Origin of the sequence: Candidatus Enterococcus moelleringii (assembly GCF_017377575.1) — a bacterium.
GTDB lineage: Bacteria > Bacillota > Bacilli > Lactobacillales > Enterococcaceae > Enterococcus_A > Enterococcus_A moelleringii.
This window is the reverse complement of sequence record NZ_JAFREM010000025.1, coordinates 186,770-209,698: the sequence shown is the minus strand read 5'-3', so window position 1 is coordinate 209,698 and position 22,929 is coordinate 186,770. Positions and strand designations below refer to the sequence as shown.

Here is a 22,929-nt window from a genome sequence, read left to right as displayed (position 1 = left end):
GGGTGGGTATTATGAAAGAAACAAACTATTGTATCGAAGAAATGAGAACAAATTTGCAGGACGCCGGCTGCAGCGAGGAATTTATTGACCAGTTTGTCCATTGCTTTCAACAAAGCAATCAACGGGATCAGGCCAATCTGTTGAATCAGCACAAAAGGCAGCTGAACCAAGCAATTTTCCAAAAGCAAAAGCAAATTGACTGTTTGGATTACCTTTGCTTTAAGCTAAAATTGTAATAACGAAGCTCCGAATAAAAATAGAAATGATGTGAAAAACGATGAACTTAGTAAAGATTGCCGAAAGATCGGTATTTCCGATTGGCTTTGGCACTTGGACCACCGGAGATGATGCCAGAAAACGAGACGAAGAAATTCGAGCCTTACAAACCGGAATTGAGCACGGCCTTCAAGTCATTGATACCGCCGAAATGTATGGCCAGGGCAAGGCAGAAAAACTAGTAGCCGAAGCAATTGGGCCCTTCAAAAGAGAGGACCTTTTTCTGATTTCAAAAGTGTTACCGGAAAATGCCTCCAAAGCGAAATTATCAAAAAGTCTGGACAAAAGCTTAAAACGGCTGAAAACCGATTATTTGGATCAGTATTTATTACACTGGCAAGGAAGTATTCCCCTGCAAGAAACCGTCGAAGCGCTGGATGCAGAGAAAAGAAAAGGAAAAATCCGTTCTTGGGGCGTTTCTAATTTGGATGCAGCTGATCTACAAAAAGTCCTAAGCTTCAAAGAAGGCGCTGCTTGCGACTCCAATCAAGTGCGTTACAATTTAGGAGATCGCGGGATTGAATATGATTTGCTGCCTTTGATGAGAGAAAACAAAATGCCTTTGATTGCTTATGCGCCAGTGGCCAAAGGCGATAAATCAGGCAAGAACTTTTCCAGCCAGCAGGAGCTGTTAGCGATTGCTGCTAATCATCAATGCACCATTTTCCAATTATTACTGGCCTGGTGCATCCGCGACGGTCACACTATTGCCATCCCACAATCCAGCAACCCGCAGCATGTACTGGACAACGTAAAAGCAGCCGATATTCAGTTAAGCGATGACGAACTAGCGGTCATTGACCAGTTATATCCAGAACCTACTACCAAACAGCCGCTTGCTCTTTGGTAAACTAATTGCATAGACACAGAAAACCGAGGCCTGTCCATTTTTAGACAGCCTCGGTTCATTTTATATGGGAAAATTGAAATTCAACATGAAATGCTGTGCAACATTTAACAGCTCTCTCTTGGTCAACTGTCCGATGACTTTGACATTTCTTCCGCCAGCTGATGTGTAGTCAAGGCTATAGACTTGTTTCGTATTGACTTTGCTGCCAGTCTTTAAACTCTCATTGTTTATTTCAACAAAATAAGGTCGCGCCTTAGTGCTTGAAGTAATCGGGCACACAATAATTAAATTGGATGCTTGGTTGTACTCAGTTCTGCTAATTACAACAGCAGGTCTTCTTTTCTTGATCTCACTTCCCTTTGATGGTTCAAAATCAATATATATAATTGCACCCTGATTAATCATCCAAATCGCTGTCCTTTACTTCAATATTTTTAGCTAATTCGTCTTCATCATCGATAAATTCTCCCGTCGATGCGTCAGCAAAGTAATCCTCCACCTTAGGAATTAAAATAATCGTACCGTCTTCCTCCTTGTTGATGTAGTAAGTAGTCCCTGCTTGAACATCAAATTTGCTGGCAATTGTCACCATTACAGCATTTCCCTGTTTTCTAGTTTTTACTGTATCCATTGTAAGCCCTCCTCCATACAAAGTAATTTTACCATGTAATTACCGTAATTACAAAAAACGGTAGACTGAAAGCAAGGTCTCAGGTATCTCTTTTATTGATCTTTGAAGGCAGTATCCCCCACAAAAAAACCGAGCCCATCCCATCGGACAGCCTCGGTTCATTAATCTTAACTATTCAATTCATCCATCGTTTTGGTTTCCCCAAAAGTCTTAATCGAGGTCATCCCCATCGCTTTGGCGATATCGACTGAGAAGCATACGCCATTGCCTGGTTTACCGATTTTGATGCCTTTGCCGATGGTTTCCATCACATCAAGCTCCAGTTCATCTGGTACCAAGGTTAGTACAATGTCTTTTTCCGGCTGAATCTCCAAGCCGAAAAATTTCCCGGTATCATGCACGCCTGAACCGCGGCCGTGCAAAATGGTGCCGCCAACTGCTCCGGCTTCCTTTGAGAAATCAACAACATCCTGTCCCGTTCCTCCGTCAACAATCGTTACAATCATTTTCAAGTCCAATGCTACTAATTTACTCATCTTCTTCTCCCTCACTATCCTGTATCGCCTGTCTGAATTTCCGATCGCGCTCGTCCTTCATCTTATAAATATACCCTAAAACCAACGTAGTTAAAATAGGGGTTAAAGCAATCATTGCCACAACGCCAAATCCGTCAATCATCGGGTCACGGCCTTCGATCTGAGAAGCGATCGAGACACACATCGCTAAAATAAAGGTGGAACACATCGGACCCGTTGCCACTCCGCCATTATCAAAGGCCATGGCTAAGAACATTTTATCGACTTTCCGTCCAAGAATAAAGACCAAAAGGTAACCTGGAATTAAAAAGTAATACAACGAAAATCCCGCCAACAGACGCCACATCGACAGACTAACCGCTATCCCGATCCCAATTGAGATGGAAGCCAGCAGCAAATTGCCCTTAATCCGCCCATCGCTTTGGTCCTCCACCTGCTTCACCATTACGTGAATCGCCGGTTCCGCAAAGCCAACTAGAAAACCCATCGCAAAGCCTAACGGAATCAAAATCCAGTTGTTGTCCATGGCCGCAATCGCGCCGCCTAAATGCTGACCAATCGGCAAGTAAGCAATGTTTACCCCATGCAGGAACAAAATCAGTCCGATGGTGGTAATCAAAAAGCTCTTCATAATCGTCGCAAAACGCCGCTTCCGCAGCTTAAAGCTGGTAGCATTCAATACCACAAAAATCAAAACAATCGGAGCAACTGACAAAACAACATCCCACGTGACTCCATCGATCCCAGTCAAAATCCGCGCCAACAAATCATTGATATCTAAGCTCATCGGAAGATCACTCCCAACAGCATTACAGCCAAGACCGGACCTAGTGAAGAAACACCCACCATGCCGAAGCTGTCATTTTCATTTTTGCCTTGTTTAACCATACTAGTTAACCCGGTGGCAAAGGATAAAATAAAGGGCACTGTTACCGGCCCCGTCGTTACACCACCAGCATCAAAAGCGATCGGCATAAACTGTGGATCGGTGAAAAATGAGGCGACTAAAATTGCAGCATAGCCTACCGCCATCATTTTCAAGTAAGAGAACTTAAAGACCATCCGCAATACCGCGAAGGCTAAGAAGATCCCAGTGCCGACACTTACGACCCCGATTAAAATCGTGCGGGGAATCGCCCCGTCGGATATTTCCCGTACTTGCTGCGCCAAGACCTGAACGGAAGGCTCAGCAATGGTGATAACAATTCCAATAATAAAGGCTAGACTCACCAGCAGCGGTAAACTCCGCTTTTTAATCAAAAACTTCCCTAACAAATCTCCGACTTCCATCATGGAATAATCAGAGCCAAACAAAAACAAGGTCATCCCAATCATCATAATTCCCGCGCCCACTAGAAATGTCAGCATCTCTTCCAACCCCAACGGTGCAAAAACCAGCGTCAGGATGATAATCAAGACTGTCATAGGTACAATTGCCATTACTACTTCTTTGAAGGTTTTCTTCATTAAATCACATTCCTCCTTATTGATAAGATATTCATTTCTTCTAATAAAATGGGACTAATTCTCGTTACGTATACTAAACACATAATGGGGCATATCAATCCCCCGATAGTGCTTCACATAACGTTTCTTCACGATCATGCCATTGCGAATCGCTACATTCATGGAGGCCAAGTTGGTATCCCGCACTGTAGAAATCAGTTCTGGAAATTCCTTTTCTTCAAAGCCCCAGACCTTCACGGCTTGAGCCGCTTCAACGGCATAACCATGGTGCCAGTAGCTTTTGACTAAGTGATAACCAATTTCTGGATAAACAACCCCGTCGACAGTTTGCGGTGTGATGCCGCACTCGCCGATAATTTCGCCGGTCGCTTTATGTACCATCGCCCACAGGCCATAGCCGTTTTCTCGATAAGAATCCATATTCCACTGCAGCCAATTCGTCACTTCTTCATCAGAAAAGGCATGCTCATAGGCCCACATAACCTCGGCATCTTGTAAAAAACGCTTCAAATCAGGCAGGTTTGATGTTCCCCACTCTCGTAATACTAAGCGTTCTGTTTCGATCATCTCGCACCTCCCTCTCTTTATTTTACCAGTAAATGCCCACAAAATAAAAATAAGATGAGTTTTCTGCCATTTTTCTTCAAAAATCATTCTTTTTACAGGAACAACCATGAAAAATCGCGCAAACAGAACTGTCTACTTATTTAGATCAGCACCAAAAAAGCCTAGACAACCGTCTAGACCAACTCGGCAAATGAGCTTAATGCTAATTCATCCTATTATATTGCTTAATCACTTTTTGCAGCTTTTCCATTTCTTTGTCTAAGGAACCACCGTCGGCCACGTTCAACAGCGAATGGTCCGCCTGCGCCTCCAGCAAGAGTTTGCTGATGTTTTGCATCGCTGAACGAGTCGAATTGAGCTGGATGATAATTTCATCGTAAGGCTTTTCGGCGATAATCATCTTCTTGATGCCGCCGATCTGACCTTCAATCCGATTAATCCGCTTCACTAACGCATCCACTTGATGATCTGGTAAATGACTCATTGTTCAGTCTCCCCTGCTTTTTGTTTACGATTTTCCGTATTGTTTCCTACAAAGATAGCACGAGGGAAGACTGATTGTAAACCATTCTTTGGCGAAAACTGCTGGTAAATCGAGAAAATAGCCTCAGCTATTGACTAAATCCCAACAATTTTATATGCTTATTATACCAGATACCCCCATAGGGCATATAAACGAAAAGCAGGTGATATAAATGGAACCAACTTTAGAAAAAAGACTACTGAACCTGGCAATTCCGGCAACAATCGAAAACCTTTTACAGACGCTGGTGGGTTTTGTTGATACATTGTTAGTGTCGAAGATCGGCTTACTGGCGGTAACCGCTGTTGGTGTGGCAAATTCGGTGTTAAATGTTTATTTAGCGATTTTTATTGCGCTAGGTGTCGGCAGTTCTTCCTTAATCGCCCAGCACATCGGCGCCAAGGAACCCGAGGACGCGACCTTGATCGCGCGGCAGTCCACCTTTTTGGCAATTTTAATCGGCGCATTGTTTGGCCTTGGCACTTTGCTTTTCGGTCGGCCGATTTTACAGCTGATGGGCGCAAGTGCCCAAGTGATGGACTATTCACTAACCTTCTTCTTTGTCGTTGGCGGAACTTCGATCTTTTTATCAGTGATGACCATTTTCGGCAGTATCTTGCGAGCTACCGGTGATACTAAAACGCCGATGAAAATTAGCGTCGTGGTGAATCTGTTAAATGTCGGACTAGATTTTATTTTAATCTTTGGCTTCGGACCAATTCCGGCGTTAGGCATTTTAGGGACAGCGATCGGCACCAGTGTGTCTCGCTTGTTGGGTTGTCTCCTGCTTTTTAATAAAATCAAACAATCGACGGTGGCTTTTACTATCAAAGAAGTCTTCTCCGTCAGTAATTTTCGACCGCTAATCCAACTGTCGATTCCAGCAGCATTGGAACGGCTGGTCATGCGGCTTGGTCAGGTGCTGTATTTCGGCCTAATTGTAGCCATCGGGGCAAAAACTTTTGCGGCTCATTCAATTGCGGGAAATATCGAAAGCTTCGTCTACATGCCGGCTTATGGTTTGGCGACGGCCGCCTCTACTTTGGTAGGTGTCAGCATCGGGGCGAAGGATTATCCGCAAGCCAAGCGAGTGGCCTTTCTGGCTGCTAAGTATGGGGTCATTTTTATGAGCGGCTTAGGGGTAATTTTGTTTGTAGGCTCCCCGTATTTTGCTCGGGTGTTTACGAATGACGCCACCGCCATTTCCCAGATTGTAACAGCTTTGCGGATCGATGCCTTTAATCAACCCGGCTTAGCCATCAGCTTGATCACCACCGGTTCGCTGCAAGGCATGGGGGATACCAAGTCGCCGCTGTACAGTACCGCTGTGGGTATGTGGGGCTTGAGAATTATTGGCGTAATGGTGTTGGGGCAATATTTAGGCTGGGGCATTGCCGGGATTTGGCTGTCCATCGGGATCGATCTGTATATACGAGCACTTTATCTTTCCTACAAGTTCAGGAAAAATTTGCGGCAGCTGGATTTGCAGAAGCTTCCAGTCCATTTGAAAAAAGCCTAGACCTGAGTCTAGACTTAGCGATTAATCATACAGTAAATCATGCAGGCGATGTAGCACTCGTAGCTTTCGGAAAAGTGCGTGACATCATAGCCCAGCAGTTCGCTGATTTTTTTGATGCGGTATTTAACGGTGTTTTTATGGATAAACAACAGCTCGCTGCAGCGCTGGAAATCGGCGCTGGAATCCAACAAAAAGCTGCACAGGGTGGTCATGTATTCTTGGTTGTCCATAATCGGTTCCAACAGCGCCAGCCAACCTTCCACTTCGGCTTCACCTGACTGCACCATCTTAATGGCATACGCAACCTGCCGCATCTCGCTAATAGAGAAATTCTTGCGGGCTTTAAAAACAGTCGGCACCTGAGCGGACACTTCACTCACCAGCTGGTAGGTATTGCGGACATCGGTGGTATTGCGCATCCGTGGGCACAGAACCAAGCTTGCGATCTGCTCCTGATACTGGGTGATGTTCATGTACTCATTGCTCAGCTCCAGCTCGGAATCGTTGTGGCGATAATTTCCCAAAAGCACCACCAGCTGATTGTCCACCACCTGCACCACACAGGTCCGGTAAAATTTCGCTACATACTCCAGCAGCTCCGCTTTGATTTCCTTTTCCTGCTGCAAATCCTTTAGCTGCAGCAGCCACATCATGTCGATAGCCTTCACATCCACCGCCAGACTCTTGGCTAAACGGTACATTTTTTCACTTTCATCATTTAAAATCGCCTGTAGCAAAGCATACTCGCTGACTTCACCATGCTTTTTGCCCCATAGATTCAAAGAAACCCGGACTAGCTCCACCGCTTGCTCGCACTCCACTTGCGTCAGCAGATTATGCTCGCGAATCAGGTACAGATTCAAGACACCATTGTCCTTATGATAAATCTCTTTATAATAGAAGGAAAATTCATCCTTTTGCTCCTGCAAGCCGTCCTCGATCGGATTCTGTTTCACAAATTGCGCCACATCCATCGTGGAATTCCGGGGCCATTTGATCTGGTTAATCACCTGTCCATCGGCATTGGTCAAAATAATATTAGCCCGCAAAATATCGGACAAAATTTTCAGAGTCATCTCAACACTCCGCAAATGCTCCGGCAGCAAAGAAGCCTTCTCCAACACTTCGTTCACGATATTGTCCGGCGATTTCTCCTTCAGAATTTCCGACATAATCTCCACAATCGCTTCATTGTAGCGCAGCGACACATTATTTTTCGGCATCAGAATAATCACAAAATCCAGCTCATCGGCCACCTTGATGACTTCCGGGGAAAGCTTCGGAATCACAATCCCTACATAATACAGCAGCATCCCGACCTCACCGACGCTGTGAAGATAACGAATCGTATCACACTGCTTCTTCACATCGTTGCGAATACTGAAAAGCGAGGTAATCACCAGCTCGCCGGCATAATACTCATGCTCCAGCGCAATATTATTGTTAAAAAAATCCATATCGGAAACTTCCAAAAACGATAAAGATGTTACAGTATTGGTTAAACTATTATGCCCAGCAATCACTTCGGCTTCCCGCAGCGACGGCAGCAGCAATAGATCTTTTAATTTCACACCCATTTTATTCACCACTTCCTCATTCTCGCATTTTTTCTACGATAGCAAATTCCCCTTTGCTTGTCTATGGGACCTCAGAATTATTTTTCTTAAATAGTTGACGGCGGCTCTTCTTTTGTGGCAAGATAAATCGTATTTTACCTATATATAATAGTAGAAAGGAAGTACTTCGATGGTGACCGACTATCGAAACAAGCCTCCGTGTGATATCGCAGTTGATTGTGAAAAATCATAATTTGGAGGGCTTTTAGATGGAAGAAAAGAAAAAATTTATTTCCTGGCCGGTGCTGGCCTTGATGTCATTTGTCACCGTGATCGGTTTTGACGACATTATTTACAACTTTGCCAACCAAGGGATGGGTGTCATTACCTCTTGGATTATTTTACTGCTTTTATACGTGATTCCTTATTCACTGATGGTAGGTCAACTAGGCTCGGTCTTCAATCATGAAGGCGGCGGCCTGAGTTCGTGGGTGCGAGGCACTAGCGGCGATCGGCTAGGCTACTTTACCGCCTGGACCTATTGGGCGGCTTCGATTCCTTACGTAGTGGATACCGCTAATGCCGTCGTGGTAGGCGGTGGCTGGCTGATCAACGGCAATGATTCCATGGAGGACACCATGTCCAATTCCATGTTTGCCTTGTTAACCTTCGTGATTTTCTTGGCCTTTATTTTTCTGCAGCAGCGTTTCAAAAAATCGCTGGAAGTGCTGAGTACCCTGGGCGGCGGCGCCATGTTTGTGCTAGCGGTGTTGTTTGTCATCATGACCTTCACTTCACTGTTTATGCCCAATGGTCATATTGAAACGCAACCGATGACTTGGCGGACACTGCTGCCGAAGTTCGATTTGCATTATTTAACGACGATTGGTCTGTTGATTTATGCCATTAATGGTGCCGAACTGGTGGCGCCTTTTGTGACTCGCATGAAGAAACCAAACCGGGATTTTCCGCGGGCAATGGTGATGCTGACGGTGATGACGATTTTCCTAACGGTGTTTGGTTCCTTTTCACTTGGTGTGTTCTTCGATGCTCACAATTTGCCCAACAATTTGAAAATGAACGGCTCATATTATGCCTTCCAACGGTTGGGTGAGTTCTATCATTTAGGCAACACCTTGATGTACATTTTTGCGGTAACTCAGATTATTTACATGTGTGCGCTGTTGGCGGTCTTGCTGGATGCCATGACTCGCATGCTGATCTCGGATACCGGCAAACAATTTTTACCGAAGAAATTGACTAAGCTAAACGCTGATGGACTACCGATTAATGGCTATATCCTGACGACTGGTTTAAGTGCGTTTATTTTACTGTTGGGAGTTTTCTTGCCGGATATGAACGATATTTTCAACTGGCTGCTGAATCTGAACGGCATCATTTCGCCGGGAGTTACCTGCTGGATTTTTTATGCCTTTATCCGCATTCGCATGGACAGTCAGAAATTCCAATCGGATTATGTCTTTATCAAAAATGACCGGATGGCGATTTTTGTCGGCTGGTGGTGTTTGATTATTACCGTGCTGGCGACGCTCTTCGGGATTCTGCCGCAGGATGCTGCTTACGGCTCATCCTTGTTCTGGCATCAATTGATTTTGAATATTGTGGGAATCGTGGTTTTAATCGGCCTGGGCTTTGTGATGCCGGCCTTAGCCAAACGGGAAAAACACAGCTAAGAGTGGAAATCTTTCCACTCTTTTTTCATGTAATTGTTCCAAAATCTGACAAGTCATGTTAGTATGATGATTAAAGATTTTAATACGATTCTCACGGAATATTTAGAATCGCTGAAAGGGTGTTGCAGGATGATCTTGTTGGGTTCAATTGTTAATGGAATAGCAATTATTGGAGGAAGTCTTTCAGGCATCGTCCTCAAAAATATGAAGGAACAGACCAAGGATACGGTCACCAAGGGGATCGCGCTGGGAGTTATCGCGCTGGCGATTCAAATGGCGATTCAGGCCAGTTCTTTTACTTTGATTATTATCAGTATTTGTCTTGGTGGAATGATTGGGGAATTTTTAAAAATCGAAGACGGTATGAACAACATCGGCTTGTATTTGGAGCGGAAATTCGCTCGCGGTAATAGTAATTTCGCGGAAGGCTTCGTGACTGCTACCCTGATTTACTTGATCGGCTCGATGGGTATCATCGGCGCCATCGAAAGCGGCGTGGCCGGCAATCACCAGACCTTATTCACTAAAGCCGTAATGGATGGATTCATGTCGATTATGCTGACGGCTTCACTAGGTGTAGGCGTGCTGTTCTCGGCGTTTCCGGTTGTGATTTATCAAGGTGCCATCACGATTTTCGCCAGCTTTATTGTCAAATACCTGCCGCAAGAGCTGCTGGATATTTTGATGCACGAAATCAGTGCCATCGGCGGTTTGATGATTTTGGGAATTGGCTTGAATATCATTAAGCTCACCAAGATCCGAGTGTCCAACTTCTTGCCAAGCATTTTGGTGCTGATCGCCTTTTTGTTTGTGCAGTATTATTATTTCTAGTAGAGAGGAATCGGGTTCTGATTCCTCTTTTTATTTGGCAAAAAACTTGAGAACCCAGCAGTAACTGCATGGACGAATGGCAATGGTTGTGCTATACTGCCCCACATAACACCAAAATTACTCATCATATTTTAAGGAGATTATCATGGGAGAGATCTTATCAAGCATCACAGGTGCAATCGTCAATTTAGTCATTTTTTCACTAATACCGGTTTTATGGTGGTTTTTTAGGCATAGAAAAGAAGTTGGATTTTTCAAATGGATTGGGTTATACAAGCCACAATTGAAAAGTCAGTGGTGGGTATTAATTATTTTCGCTGCTGTGTATTATTTCTTCTACAGCTTTGATTTCACTCAGCTGATCGATGCCAAATCGTTAGAATATTTGGAAAACAGTGCCTCTGTATCCGGCAACGCTTATGCTGGAATGGGCGCAGCCGCTATCGTGCCGGCGCTGATTGAGAATTTTATCGCCAACGGAGTAGCCGAAGAAATTCTATTCAGAGGGTTCCTGTGCAAACGACTTTGCAGCAAATTTGGTACGGTTCCAGGGATTATTTTACAAGGTGTTTTATTTGCACTGATGCACAATATACTTTATCTGGTGATCGGAATGGAAGTTAGCCTGTGGTATCACGTGCTGATGTTTGTTTTTACGGCAATGGGTGCCTTGCTTTTAGGCTGGCTGAACGAAAAAATATACAATGGCTCCATTATCCCAAGTATCATCCTGCATGGGGCTGGAAACTTTATTTCTACCATGCTGGCGGTCTTCGGGTAAATAAAAAACTGCAGACAGCCCTCCATTTCAGGAACTTTGTCTACAGCTAAAGTGTTAGTGACAAAAACTGTCGCTAATGCTTTTTTTACTTCACTTCGTATCCAGCAGCTGACAAGGTATCCATCGCAGCCTTAAAACTTGCCGCCTTAACCAGCACATAATCGGTATTGTAGGTAGACAAGGCAAACACACTGATTTCCTTTTCCGCCAAGATTCCCGTGATTTTCGCCAGAATACCCACTAACGCAAAATCCAGAACCCCAGCAATTTTGAAGCCCCGCCAATCGTCTGCTCGTTGAATCGTTTCTGCCGGTACACTGTCGGTAGGTGCCACCACTGAATTTTCTTCATCCGTTACACCTAAAAACAACGGCCGAACACTTAAATCCAACATCGCTAAATCAGCCACTTGAAAGACTGACAATTCTTCTGGCATTACAACTAATTCCATCTATTTTCTCCTTTTGACAAAATAATATTTGGTAGTTCCCACCATCGGAACATCCTCCAGCTCCGCGAACTTCTCGTAGCCATTCTTCAAATAAAAATCAACCGCTTGAAAATCCTTGGTGGTCAACGTAATCGTCTGGACACCTTTTTCGAAGACCAGCTCTTCCATCGCCTGTAGCAAAGCACTGCCAACTCCGCCCTGACGCGCCTGAGAATCCACCGCCAACATGGAGACATGCAAGGTCTGGTACTGATACTTGGCAATAATGCCCCCCAGCAGCTGATCTTCTTTTTTCGCACACAAAGCTAGTTCTTGTTCACTTTCAATCACGACTTCTTCGCCAAATTGCTGGCGATGTTGCGTATCAAACAGTTCCGTCAGAAACGGACGCAGCTCTTCATGGTTTGCGGTTTCAATGTGCATGGGGACCTCCTTTTCAATGGTTCACTAGTTTATTCTTTTAATTATAAGCTGAACTGACATTTTTACCAATCATAATTCTCATCATGATTGTAATTTATCACCTGTAACACTAATTCACAAAGACGACTATCATTTTTCTGAAACAAAAAAGCCATCCTTCTAAGTGAAACAATGGCCCGTGAAATTTTACTTTCTTTTCAAGTTTTTCACATTTGATATTATAGTCACAGCACCAACCGCCAAACTGCCTAATCCAATAACATTTTTTCCTACAACCGTCCCAATAAGTCCACCGCACAGCAGCCCTATCCCTAAAGTAGTACTTAGTAATGACGCAGCTTGCGTTACTTTGGAAGGGCGTGTCACTCTCGTGGCCGTTTCCCATGACTTTTGAACATTTCCTTTAGATAATTCTTGTGACAGTTCAATAATTTTCTCATTATGTTTTTTCATCTCTTCCTCCATTTTCTTTCAACTGCATCGGTCACCTTTACTGACCAAAGTTCTAACGGCACTTCATTCATAAATCTTATCAATCACACTATCCAGCAGTGTAGAAAAAACCTCAAAATGATCATAGCCAATGGTTTCCTTATTAGTCACAATAGAAAGCAAGGCATTGAATATACCCACCGCCTTCTGCTTCTCCATTTTCAACTGAAGCTGAGAATCAAAAAGCTTGTTCATAATGAAATCGTCGCTGATTATTCGACTCTTCTGCTTCCATTCCTCGGGCGCTCTGTTTAAGAAGGCGATAAAATCCGGATTGTTTCGCTGTGTAAGAATATTGGTTTTATCGTATTCGAGATAGAGCTTTTTTAGCATCTGACTAATACTTTGTTTAGAAACCTTTTCAGTCATTGTTGCAGCAATCAAACACATCATGCGTTCTTGAATCGTATCCAGCACGCTGCAAAACAACCATTCTTTTGAATCAAAAAATAAGTAAAAAGCCCCTTTTGAAATACCGACCTTCCCGCAAAGTTGATCAATATTCGTTTTCTTGTAACCATAGCTGGCCCAACTTTTTTCACACTCAATAATTAAATTTTGACCTATACGTTTTTTCTCATCCTCAGAAAAACTTCTAGCCATATATTATCTCTCCTTAAAAAACTTATGACTTAAATTACTTTCATAGTCATAAGTTTATTGTAAAGGGTTCTCCACCAGTTGTCAACGAAATCACAAAGATTTCGTTCTACTAGTCAAAAAAGACTCCAGCCCCCGCCAGAGTCTCCACTTCTATTTCGCTTCTTCTAACTCCATTGGCTCACCAATCACCCACGTACGGGCAACCTTCTGCTCGTGAATCATTTGGGCATACCAGCCGCTCATGTTGCACAGCTCCTGATGTGTTCCCTTTTCCAAAATTTCTCCATCGGCTAAAACGATAATCTGATCGGCATTGATGATGGTATTCAAACGGTGAGCGATTACTACCACCGTCTTCTGCTCCATCAACCGATCCAAAGCCAAATTGATTTCCTTTTCGTTGTCCGCATCCAAGCTGGAAGTCGATTCATCCAGCAAGACCACCGGTGCATCCTTCAGCAGCGCCCGGGCAATCGAAACCCGTTGTTTTTCCCCACCACTCAAGGTCGAGCCGCCTTCACCTACCATCGTGTCGTAGCCGTTTTCCAGCTGCATGATGAACTCATGACAGTTAGCTAAGCGGCTGGCCTGCACCACTTCCTCCATCGAGGCTTGCGGCTTGGCAATGCGAATGTTGTTCAAAATCGTATCATTGAATAGATAAACATCCTGCAGCACGCTGGTGATTTCTTCGGTCAGCGCATCGGGACGAACCTCCCGCACATTTTCGCCGCCAATTGAGATGTTTCCTGTTGTGACATCCCAAAAGCGAGAAATCAAGCTGATTACCGTCGATTTACCAGAACCAGATGGCCCCACCAACGCCGTCGTCTTGCCATTTTCCACCGTAAAGGACAAGTCCTTCAACACCGGTACATCATTTTCATAGCTGAAGGAAACATCATCAAACTCAATCGTATGATCGCTGCTCTCAAAGCTGTCCTTCGTATAAGGCAACGGCTGGGTTTCAAAAATATGCCGCAAATTATCCGCCGATTTTGCCATGAATTTCAATTCCGGATACAGCATCCCAATCACCATCAGCTGACTGGAGGTAGACACGCTCAGCATCAGTACCGCCACATATTGCTGCGGCGAAGTGTTCCCTTGCAGCAGCAAATTGGTTCCCCAAATTAAAGCCACTGGAATCATAAAGGACACGATTGTGGAGAAAATCATCACATAAGGCATCATCGACAATTCCACGCGAATCGAGGATTTCTTTAATTCGACAAAGGAATCATCCAAACGCTGGAATTTGGTACCGGTTAGTTGATACAAACGGAAGGTTTTGATCCCGTTAATGTATTCTACTACTCGCGAAATCACGTCATTCATTTTTTTCCGATGTTCCGGTGCAATTTTGTTCCCCACGGCGCCGCCTTTAATCATCAAGGGCAAAGCCACCGCAATCATAATCACCAGTACTCCAGCGAAGCGGAAGTCAATGATCAAGGCACCCAGCATACAGACACAAATACTAAACATCGCCTTCACAAAATCCGTCAAATGATGAGACAAGACCTGTTCAAAATCAGAAATATCGGTAGAAAAGTAACTGGTCAGCTTGCCGACACTGTTTTGATTAAAATAGCCTGAATTCAAGCTGCGCACATGATCCGCCAAACGCAAGCGCAAATCCGTAGCAATCGCTGAGCTGTTCATTTGCAGCGAGAAGAAGACATATTTAGCCAAAATCGCCCGCAAAATGAAGACCACCACTAAAACCGCCAACCCTTGGAAAAAGAAGGTCTGAGTAAAACGATCCGACACCAAGTTCACAATCGCCAAAATCATCACCGAGTAAAAAACCATATTGAAGAAGGCATCCAAAATCGATAACAACAAGGGTTTATACAGCAGTTTGATATTGTCGCCAGTGACGAATTTTACATTCCGAATAATACTAATCATGTTGCCCCTCCTCTGCATAAATTGCCCAAAGCTTCGCGTACGTTCCCTTGCGCAGCAGCAGCTCCTCGTGAGTGCCCCGTTCAACAATCCGCCCTTGATCAAAGATACAAATCTGATCAGCATGCTTAATAGTATTCAAGCGATGGGCAATCATAATCGTCGTCTTGTTTTGCAGCAGCTCATTTAAAGCCAGCTGAATTTTGCGTTCATTTTCAATATCGGTAAAGCTGGTGGCTTCATCGAAAATAACCAACGGCGCATTTTTCAAAATCGCCCGAGCAATACAAATCCGCTGCTTCTCGCCGCCAGACATCTTAATACCCGCTTCCCCCATCACCGTGTCGTAGCCATCCGGCAGACTCATGATGAAGTCATGAATTTGTGCCGCTTCAGCCGCCGCGTGAATTTCTTCTTCGGTAGCCGAATCTTTCCCCACAGAAATATTCATGCGAATCGTGTCGCTCAGCATAAAAGCATCCTGGAAAACAAAGCTCATGGATTCCATCAAGCTGGGCTCATCGAAATCTGAAATCGAATGGCCATTCAAACGAATCTGACCCTTTTGGATATCCCAAAAACGCGGAACCAGCTGAGCCGTCGTTGATTTCCCAGAACCTGACACCCCAACAAAAGCCGTTAGCGTATTCGGCGGAATCGTCAAGGACACATCGTGCAGGACTTCATCCTCTTCATAAGAAAAATGCACATGTTCAAAGGCCACTTCCACTTGATCCAAGACTTGATTGGTTTGACCAAAGTGCTGCTGTGGCAGATCCATGATATCTTTGATTTTTTCCGTTCCCGATAAAATCTGAGTAATTGCCACCATAAAGCCGCTTAAGCTTTTGAAGGAAGAAAGAAACACAATACTCATAATCAAGAAAAACAGATAGGTGGGCAGATCAACGCTGCCCTGCAAATACATCCAGCCGCCTAACGGAAAGCTGAACAATAGACCCGATTCGATCATGATTAAGAACATGCTGTAAGGCCAAGACTGCACCTTAGAACATTGCGTCCACATCTCATGATATTCCTCTACCGTATCGGAATACTGCTTGAAGCCTTTGGCCGTCACGTTGAAGGACTTCATCACATTCATCCCGTTAATAAACTGCATAATCGAAGAATTCAGCTGAGCCACCAGCTTTTGATACCACGCCATGTAGCGACTGCTGAAGCGCATCCCAAAAGCCATGATCGCCAGACCCAACACAATCGGCAGCAATAAGAACAACGCCAAGCCCACATGCAAGGTACATAAATAGCCAAACATCAACAACGGCGCTACTAACGCCTTCGCCAAATCCGGTACCTGATGGGCCAGCATCTGTTCAATCCGCTCCGTATCTTCAATAATCGTCTTCTTCAATTTTCCCGAAGTCGTCTTAGTGAAAAAACCTAAATTCAACGTAGCGATATGAATACTCAACTGCTTGCGAATCTCATACAAAGTATTAAACGCCCCAATATGGGAAAGCGACCCGCTAATTAGCATCGCCAAAAATTTTACAATAATAGCGATTCCGGCATAGATCGCATACTGTCTTGCCAAGTCAATATTCGGCTGATCGCCAAATAAAAACATCAACACCCGATACAACATCACCAAGGGCACAAAGTCCATAATTCCCGATATAATACTAAAGATGGCAGAAAACAGCAGCAAAATACTGGATTTCCCAGCCAACTTAAACAAATAACCCACGCTTGCCTTTTCCATACACATTCCTCCTAACGATTTAACTGATAATGATTCTCAATATCATTTGAATTATCACACAGGTTATTTAATAAGTAAAGGGGTTTTTAAATTTTTTCGATAGTTTATATTCAATATTTATTTAAAATAAGACTAAAAAACAAGGCCTCATTAAAGAGACCTTGCTGTCATTTTGCTATTCATTTTTAGCCGCCAATCAGTTGCAAGCCATAAAAAAATACTAGGAAAATCACCAAGAAAATGCCGTTAATAATGGTAAAGGTTTTGACCAACTGCTTTTTTTCCTTCACGAAATAAACAGCAAAGACTTTGTAGCCAATCAAGTTTGCCAGCGAAGCAATCAAGGTCCCTAACCCACCGATATTTACACCCAAAACCAACGCATGGGCTTCTTGGGTAAAAGGTGCCAGCAGCAGGGCCGCCGGAACATTGCTGATCACCTGACTAATCAAGGCCGAACTAAACATCACCGAAGTAAAGCTGCCCAGCATCCTGCGAATCATCGTTACAAAACCCGACACTTCCCCCAGATTGCCCACAATCAGAAAGAAGAAAACAAAGGTGCCTAATAAGCGGTAGTCAACCTCCTTAAGAGCTTCCCGATCAGAGAAAAAGGCCGCCAAAATGGCAAGGATCACCGCCACTTGATAAGGAAACAAATGCAGCACCGACAAAATCATCACTATCATCGCCACCGTTGGAAGTACTAAATTTTTCCTTTCGATCGCCCTGCGCTCTTGCGGCACAACCTCCAGCTGCTTATTAGGAATAAATTGACAAGCCACCAATAATGCCACGATCGACAGACCGAAAAATGGCAACAGCAGTACTAAAAAATCCCCAAAGCTCATCTGATAATAGGCAAACAAATAAAGATTTTGCGGATTACCAAAGGGCAGACAGCTGCTGCCTAAATTAGCGGCGATAATAATCAAAGTCGTACCAATAATCTTCTCTTTGAATTGCGGCGTCTTTTGAACAATCTTCAAAAACACCGGCAACAAGGTCAATATGGCAATATCGTTGGTCAAAATCATCGAAGAAAAAAAGGCCAAAAAAGCCAGATTCCGAATTAAACTGCGATTAGTATGGGAAATCTGGATAATCTTCTCAGCAAAATAATCCAATACCCCCAGCCGTTCCAACACCTTGATTACCGCCATCAACCCCAGTAAAGTAAGGATTACATGGAAATCAATAAAATTTAGAGACAACCGCCCCACTAAACAAGCAATCACTGCCAGCAAGCCTGAAACAGCAAACAGCATGTCTCTTTTTAGAAAAAGTTTTATATTTGTCATTGGTTCACCTTAGAACATTTTGTATTTTTTGTCACTTCTATAGATTGTACCACTTATGGCATTAGACCATTAGCCAATATTCATTTTAAGGATCGAAAAAGCACAATCATCTTCAAAATGATTGTGCTTTGGAATACAACAACTGATAATTTTTGATAAACCAATTAGTCTTCCGCCAATATCTTTTCAGCAGTATCCTCATCGATAAATAAATGGGTGATATAACCTCCCTTTAAGGCAGCAATCGCTGCTTGAGATTTATCCTTTCCGGCCACTAGCCCCATGTTGCATTCCTTCTTTTTCAACGAGTCTAACGAAATTCCTAAGCCACGGTTGTACAAATCATCATTTACATAGCTGCCGTCACTTTTAATATAGCGGGAACAAATATCTCCCCGATAATCATTTTTTCTAAGCTCAGCATAATCCTCTTTGGTGAAATAGCCAGCTTCGATCAGTACAGAATTGTCTCGCATAGACCCCACACTAAAAATTGTTATGTTGCTTTTCTCCATCAACTCAAAGTTTTTACTGATCATACTGTCTTTTTTTAATGCCTCGGCTACCTCTGGACTGTCAACAAACGATGGTGTTGGTAAGACATACCCTTTGGCATCGTAATTTGCCGCAATCCTTCTAACAATGCTGTCGCCATTCATCAACTCTCTTTGCTCCGAGATTGACCCATTCAGCTGAACCACTTGAACATTGCTAATCTTTCCACCATACTCTGGCAGGTTATTAGCGAAGGCCGTCATGGTTTCCCCCCAAGAGACACCGATAATGTCATTAGCTTTAACAATCTGGTTCAAAAATTGACCAGCACTTAAGGTTACGTTGAACATAATCAAACCAAGATTATCTGAATCATCTGTTGGTACTACTCTGGCCCTCTTTAGACCATACTTTTCGATTAATTTCCCCTCAAGATGATCTTGTGATTTGATTGGCACATCTACAACATGTCTGACATACCCAAGTTTTTCCGCCTTCTTTAGCAGTCTTGAAATGGTCGATTTTGACGTGCTTTCACTTTGAGCAATCGTATCTTGATTCTCCTTTAAAATATAGTACCTTTTTATTACTCTAAACATTAAATCGTCTGACATAGCACCCTACCCCTTTTGCAAAATAAGTATTTGAAATCCAAAAAAACTAGTACCGTTTTCATTTACGATAATACTATTAATTTACTCCAAATGGCTAGTTTAATCATAATAGTGGCTTGTTCAATCAAAACGATAGAGTTCCTTAATGTATTTTTTAGATTTGAAACAATTATTTTCGATTTAAAAAAGAGGAAGCTCAAACGGAATCAAGCTTCCTCTTCTAGATTTATTCGGTTTTATACATCCTCAACTTCGGCAGCGATTGTTTCATCAGCTGCTGTTACATTGTCTTTTTTCATAATATCTCGATACAACAATACGAACAATCCCAACCAAACAAGTGCTAATAGAATTGCCCACCAATTAAGCTGTGCTGCTTTTGAAAAGATAAAAATGAAATCTGGAATTCCCATTGAACTCCAAGTCAGCATTTTTCCAGATTCAATCGCAACTGCTCCTGTCGATGTTGCCAATTGAGTAATATATGGGGCAAAATAAGTTGCTGCATATAAAAAGATTGGCGTAGAGATGATTCCTAAAACAACACTTCTTAACAGATTAGCTTTCGTTAACAAAATCGCTCCAATGACGAAGGATAGATTAATGATTCCAGCAAAAGGTAAGACACCGTTGTCAGGTAAAATTATAGCCATAAGAATAAATACCGGAATAGTCAACGTAACGGCTACCCATAATTCGCTTCTTCCAGCAATAATTGGCCAATCCAAACCAATAAAGATTTCCTTACCATTGAATCGTTTCCTCATAGTTTCAGAGATCGCATCAGAAATTGGAGAAAGTGCTTGTGCAAATAGTTTCGAGATCATAGGGAACAACAGCAAAGCAGTACCGGCTTGAACTGCTAGGATTAGTGATCCTTGCACACCATACCCTGATACAAGACCTAAACCCAACCCGATGATAGCACCCATTACATGATTTTCGCCTAGAATTCCAATTTTATCCTTTAGGAAATCAGCATCGATTTCTTTGTTAAAGATTGGAATAAAATCAAGGATTCGATTTAGCGGGTACATAATTACAGCGATTAATGCCATGAAATGAGGTACTGTAACACCAGGTATACCAGTAATCTCTTCCACCCGTTTACCAATACAATCGCCAAATTTCAGTTCAACAACAATTTGAATCGCAGCGACAATAAAACCAGCAATGATGCTTCCAGAAATGTAAGATACCATTACGGCAGTGAAGATTTTCGCCCAAACATTCCACATGTCTACATTCAGCGTTTTAGTCAAGTTAAACATTAGCATTAATATATTAATCCCTAGCTGCAATGGAAACATCAGAAAGGCAAACGGCCAGGCCCATGAAATAGCGGCCATTCCCGGCCAACCGCCATCTACGGCTGTCAGATTAACACCAGTATTTTCCGCAAGACTTTCAGCTGCTCCGCCAATATATTCCATCATAAATCCAATAACTAAATTCATTGCAACAAAGGCGATTCCCAAAGTTAGTGCCGAAGAAAAGGCTTCTCCAAATTTCATCTTAGCAATCAGTGCAATAACCAGCATAATCAAGGGAACGAAAACTGAAGCGCCCATGTCCAACACGTAGTTCACAATACTTTGCAATAGTTCCATACTTTTTTCCCTCCAAGTTTTGCGATACTCTTTTTCAATAATCAATAGATTTCCTAAAAGCTCTGGAGAAGAACCATCCAATTCCGACTATTCTTCTCCAGACAAATACTTACTTGCTGTCAATAACTTCAATAATCTTGTTCAGTTCCTCTTCCATGCCCATTCCTGTTAAGAAGGCAATCCCGTTGAAGACTGGAATCGGATATTGTTCCTTTGGTTTGGTAATTGCAATATAGATATCCGCCGTTTTAATGTGCTGCTTGATGGATTTGATATCTACTGCTTCTACAACTTCCTTATAACCTCTTTCTTTTAAAAGCTTAGTTACCTTTGAAGCTACCGTTTGTGAAGTTGCGACACCTGATCCGCATGCTACAATAATTCTTGCCATAATAAATTCCTTCTTTCTTTTATGATAATGCTGCCTTCATTTTTGCTTTAATTGCTTCTTCATCTGTTTCATTCATAACACTGGTTACTTCAGCTTCATCACTGAAAAAGCTCATTAGTTTTTGCAATAATTCGATTTGCTGTCCATCTTTATTGACTCCCAGCATCAAGATCAGCTTAGCTCGGACTTTTTCTTCCGCCATTCCCATTGGTTCAAAAGTTACCGGAGCTGACGGTTTTATGATTGCTACAAAAGGATTTACTAAATTTTCTGGATCTGTGTGGGGAATCGCAAAATCAATCACTGGTCCACAAATACCTGTAGGATATTCTTTTTCTCGTGCAGTGATTGCTTCGTAATAGCTGTCTTTGACGAAGTGCTTTACCTTATCCGATTCGACAATCTTTTTAAAAAGATCAAACTCGCTATCGTAGCTGCCATCAAGAAAAACGACTAAATTATCTAATATATCTTGCTCCATACCTGCACCTCCATTTTTTAAACCAGTTCATCTAACGACAGGCCATCAGCTGGTACTGCTTGCCGCCAATAATCGAATGTTTCCTTTAGCCGATCCTTGATTTCTTGTGTCGTGTCTGTATTAGACGAGAAAATTTCAAAGGAAAGATAGATTGCCTCCACTTTCTTTTCTTCCTCATAAAGAAGATTCTCGTGGGCTTTCTCATAAGACGCTTTAATCGCCTGCAGCACTTTCTTTGGTTCAATAATTCCTGTTCGATTAGTTTCCGTGGTAAATGCCGCGTGAGAAGCTGAGATCCCATTGGTTTGCTGCAAATGAATAATTGGCGAATAGCAACCTAATTCCTCCAGCCAAGCATAAGGATCAGCATCTCTAGCATCCTTCGAATAAAGATAGTCATCTTCTAAAATCAGTTTATAGAAAGTATCAATTTCTTCTTTAGCAACTGTATCTTTAGCCTTAAGCTGCTCCCAAGTTTCACAGGCCTTTTGTGAGAACAAGACAAAGCTTGGTTTTTCCAGTTTTTTACGTTCATTTACTGCCTGCTCGACTTCATCCAATGACGGAAATTGGAATTTTTTCTGACCAATCATATGACCGACATCAACTGTGATGTACAAATCAGGATTATAATTCAAATATTCTTTTGTCGTTGCGATTGTCCAAGGTGGTTGATGAGGTGCATACATGGCCTCAATACTTAATTTACAAGTACCACCAACTTGATCAGCATAGTCGCACAGTCTATTTAATGAATCCCTTACTTGGTCTTCACTTTCCCGATAGGCTGCTTTGCTCTTCATTTTATTATCTGGAACGGCATGGAAGGCAAAACCTAGTCCATTCCCTCTTTTTGATAGCTTATCAATCGCTTTTTTGAACCAGATATTCTCGAGTCCATCAACATATGCCTGATTCGAATGTGCTAAGCCAATCGTCCGATAAGTTTGATAACCCGTATGGAAGTTTACCACCTTTACCCCATATTGATCTTCACACTCTTTTAGCGTATAAAACCATTCCTCGATATAACTGTCAGGGGCATACAAGAAATCAATTTCATTGTCGAAGCTGGCTTCAACATAATCAAAACCAATTTCCTTGGTTATTTTCATCCATTCAGCTGGCTCGACCCACCGCTTCAAGGCAAAGCAATTATCTAGTACTAAGTATATTTTTGGATACTTTATGCTCATTGGT

Annotated in this window: 26 protein-coding genes; 6 read left to right on the top strand and 20 right to left on the bottom strand. The window is 42.8% G+C overall.

The annotated features are described in order from the left end of the window. Window positions 1-11 precede the first annotated feature (11 nt). Both JZO70_RS16000 and JZO70_RS15995 read left to right on the top strand, forming a co-directional pair. Entirely contained in the window at window positions 12-236 is a 225-nt protein-coding gene (locus tag JZO70_RS16000; RefSeq protein WP_207674671.1) for a hypothetical protein, read from the top strand. Between the two features lie 41 nt (window positions 237-277). Beyond that, window positions 278-1,126 (top strand): aldo/keto reductase, encoded by an 849-nt coding sequence (locus tag JZO70_RS15995; RefSeq protein ID WP_207674670.1) that lies wholly within the window; start codon window positions 278-280, stop codon window positions 1,124-1,126. Between the two features lie 60 nt (window positions 1,127-1,186). On the opposite strand, the gene JZO70_RS15990 is transcribed toward JZO70_RS15995, so the two are convergent. The 7 genes from JZO70_RS15990 to JZO70_RS15960 form a co-directional block, all read right to left on the bottom strand. Then, window positions 1,187-1,531, bottom strand: a complete 345-nt coding sequence (locus JZO70_RS15990; RefSeq protein ID WP_207674669.1) for a type II toxin-antitoxin system PemK/MazF family toxin — start codon at window positions 1,529-1,531, stop codon at window positions 1,187-1,189. Beyond that, window positions 1,524-1,757, bottom strand: coding sequence for a type II toxin-antitoxin system PemI/MazE family antitoxin (gene mazE / locus JZO70_RS15985; protein WP_207674668.1), 234 nt, complete (start codon window positions 1,755-1,757; stop codon window positions 1,524-1,526). The genes JZO70_RS15990 and mazE overlap by 8 nt, the downstream gene beginning before the upstream one ends. Before the next feature lie 167 nt (window positions 1,758-1,924). Continuing rightward, window positions 1,925-2,293: a P-II family nitrogen regulator gene (locus tag JZO70_RS15980; RefSeq protein WP_207674667.1), complete on the bottom strand. Its 369-nt coding sequence runs from the start codon at window positions 2,291-2,293 to the stop codon at window positions 1,925-1,927. Next, a complete protein-coding gene (locus JZO70_RS15975; protein WP_207674666.1) occupies window positions 2,286-3,080 on the bottom strand; it encodes a DUF1538 domain-containing protein in 795 nt (264 codons plus the stop codon). Before JZO70_RS15975 ends, JZO70_RS15980 begins: the two co-directional genes overlap by 8 nt. Next, on the bottom strand, window positions 3,077-3,760 hold the full coding sequence (locus JZO70_RS15970) for a DUF1538 domain-containing protein (protein ID WP_207674665.1): 684 nt from the start codon (window positions 3,758-3,760) through the stop codon (window positions 3,077-3,079). The genes JZO70_RS15975 and JZO70_RS15970 overlap by 4 nt, the downstream gene beginning before the upstream one ends. A 54-nt stretch (window positions 3,761-3,814) precedes the next feature. Further along, window positions 3,815-4,327, bottom strand: coding sequence for a GNAT family N-acetyltransferase (locus JZO70_RS15965; protein WP_207674664.1), 513 nt, complete (start codon window positions 4,325-4,327; stop codon window positions 3,815-3,817). A gap of 202 nt (window positions 4,328-4,529) precedes the next feature. Continuing rightward, window positions 4,530-4,811 (bottom strand): metal-sensitive transcriptional regulator, encoded by a 282-nt coding sequence (locus JZO70_RS15960; protein WP_207674663.1) that lies wholly within the window; start codon window positions 4,809-4,811, stop codon window positions 4,530-4,532. 211 nt (window positions 4,812-5,022) lie between these two features. Between JZO70_RS15960 and JZO70_RS15955 the strand changes: the two genes are divergently transcribed. Next, entirely contained in the window at window positions 5,023-6,369 is a 1,347-nt protein-coding gene (locus JZO70_RS15955; RefSeq protein WP_207674662.1) for an MATE family efflux transporter, read from the top strand. 14 nt (window positions 6,370-6,383) lie between these two features. Here JZO70_RS15955 and JZO70_RS15950 read toward each other — a convergent pair whose 3' ends face one another. Beyond that, window positions 6,384-7,946, bottom strand: coding sequence for a PucR family transcriptional regulator (locus JZO70_RS15950; RefSeq protein ID WP_207674697.1), 1,563 nt, complete (start codon window positions 7,944-7,946; stop codon window positions 6,384-6,386). A 248-nt stretch (window positions 7,947-8,194) separates the two neighbouring features. Here JZO70_RS15950 and JZO70_RS15945 point away from each other — a divergent pair, with 248 nt between their 5' ends. The 3 genes from JZO70_RS15945 (at window position 8,195) to JZO70_RS15935 (ending at window position 11,231) form a co-directional block, all read left to right on the top strand. Beyond that, entirely contained in the window at window positions 8,195-9,619 is a 1,425-nt protein-coding gene (locus JZO70_RS15945; RefSeq protein WP_207674661.1) for an APC family permease, read from the top strand. A gap of 129 nt (window positions 9,620-9,748) precedes the next feature. Next, window positions 9,749-10,450: a DUF554 domain-containing protein gene (locus JZO70_RS15940; protein ID WP_207674660.1), complete on the top strand. Its 702-nt coding sequence runs from the start codon at window positions 9,749-9,751 to the stop codon at window positions 10,448-10,450. 145 nt (window positions 10,451-10,595) lie between these two features. Then, complete coding sequence (locus JZO70_RS15935) at window positions 10,596-11,231, top strand: CPBP family intramembrane glutamic endopeptidase (RefSeq protein ID WP_207674659.1); 636 nt, start codon at window positions 10,596-10,598, stop codon at window positions 11,229-11,231. Between the two features lie 85 nt (window positions 11,232-11,316). Here the strand turns inward: JZO70_RS15935 and JZO70_RS15930 are convergent, their stop codons facing one another. The 12 genes from JZO70_RS15930 to JZO70_RS15875 form a co-directional block, all read right to left on the bottom strand. Next, window positions 11,317-11,682 (bottom strand): ACT domain-containing protein, encoded by a 366-nt coding sequence (locus JZO70_RS15930; protein WP_207674658.1) that lies wholly within the window; start codon window positions 11,680-11,682, stop codon window positions 11,317-11,319. Next, window positions 11,683-12,105: a GNAT family N-acetyltransferase gene (locus tag JZO70_RS15925; RefSeq protein ID WP_207674657.1), complete on the bottom strand. Its 423-nt coding sequence runs from the start codon at window positions 12,103-12,105 to the stop codon at window positions 11,683-11,685. 186 nt (window positions 12,106-12,291) lie between these two features. Beyond that, on the bottom strand, window positions 12,292-12,558 hold the full coding sequence (locus JZO70_RS15920) for a hypothetical protein (protein ID WP_207674656.1): 267 nt from the start codon (window positions 12,556-12,558) through the stop codon (window positions 12,292-12,294). Window positions 12,559-12,621: 63 nt separating this feature from the next. Then, complete coding sequence (locus JZO70_RS15915) at window positions 12,622-13,200, bottom strand: TetR/AcrR family transcriptional regulator (RefSeq protein ID WP_207674655.1); 579 nt, start codon at window positions 13,198-13,200, stop codon at window positions 12,622-12,624. Window positions 13,201-13,350: 150 nt separating this feature from the next. Further along, window positions 13,351-15,114, bottom strand: a complete 1,764-nt coding sequence (locus tag JZO70_RS15910; protein WP_207674654.1) for an ABC transporter ATP-binding protein — start codon at window positions 15,112-15,114, stop codon at window positions 13,351-13,353. After that, a complete protein-coding gene (locus JZO70_RS15905) occupies window positions 15,107-16,837 on the bottom strand; it encodes an ABC transporter ATP-binding protein (RefSeq protein ID WP_207674653.1) in 1,731 nt (576 codons plus the stop codon). Before JZO70_RS15905 ends, JZO70_RS15910 begins: the two co-directional genes overlap by 8 nt. A gap of 185 nt (window positions 16,838-17,022) precedes the next feature. Then, window positions 17,023-18,138, bottom strand: coding sequence for an SLC13 family permease (locus JZO70_RS15900; protein ID WP_207674652.1), 1,116 nt, complete (start codon window positions 18,136-18,138; stop codon window positions 17,023-17,025). Between the two features lie 164 nt (window positions 18,139-18,302). Then, window positions 18,303-19,247: a sugar-binding transcriptional regulator gene (locus JZO70_RS15895; protein ID WP_207674651.1), complete on the bottom strand. Its 945-nt coding sequence runs from the start codon at window positions 19,245-19,247 to the stop codon at window positions 18,303-18,305. A gap of 236 nt (window positions 19,248-19,483) precedes the next feature. Next, window positions 19,484-20,857 (bottom strand): PTS galactitol transporter subunit IIC, encoded by a 1,374-nt coding sequence (locus tag JZO70_RS15890; RefSeq protein WP_207674650.1) that lies wholly within the window; start codon window positions 20,855-20,857, stop codon window positions 19,484-19,486. A 109-nt stretch (window positions 20,858-20,966) separates the two neighbouring features. Continuing rightward, complete coding sequence (locus tag JZO70_RS15885; protein WP_207674649.1) at window positions 20,967-21,248, bottom strand: PTS sugar transporter subunit IIB; 282 nt, start codon at window positions 21,246-21,248, stop codon at window positions 20,967-20,969. Between the two features lie 19 nt (window positions 21,249-21,267). Continuing rightward, window positions 21,268-21,729, bottom strand: a complete 462-nt coding sequence (locus JZO70_RS15880) for a PTS sugar transporter subunit IIA (protein WP_207674648.1) — start codon at window positions 21,727-21,729, stop codon at window positions 21,268-21,270. A gap of 17 nt (window positions 21,730-21,746) precedes the next feature. Then, window positions 21,747-22,925 (bottom strand): TIM barrel protein, encoded by a 1,179-nt coding sequence (locus JZO70_RS15875; protein WP_207674647.1) that lies wholly within the window; start codon window positions 22,923-22,925, stop codon window positions 21,747-21,749. Window positions 22,926-22,929 lie beyond the last annotated feature (4 nt).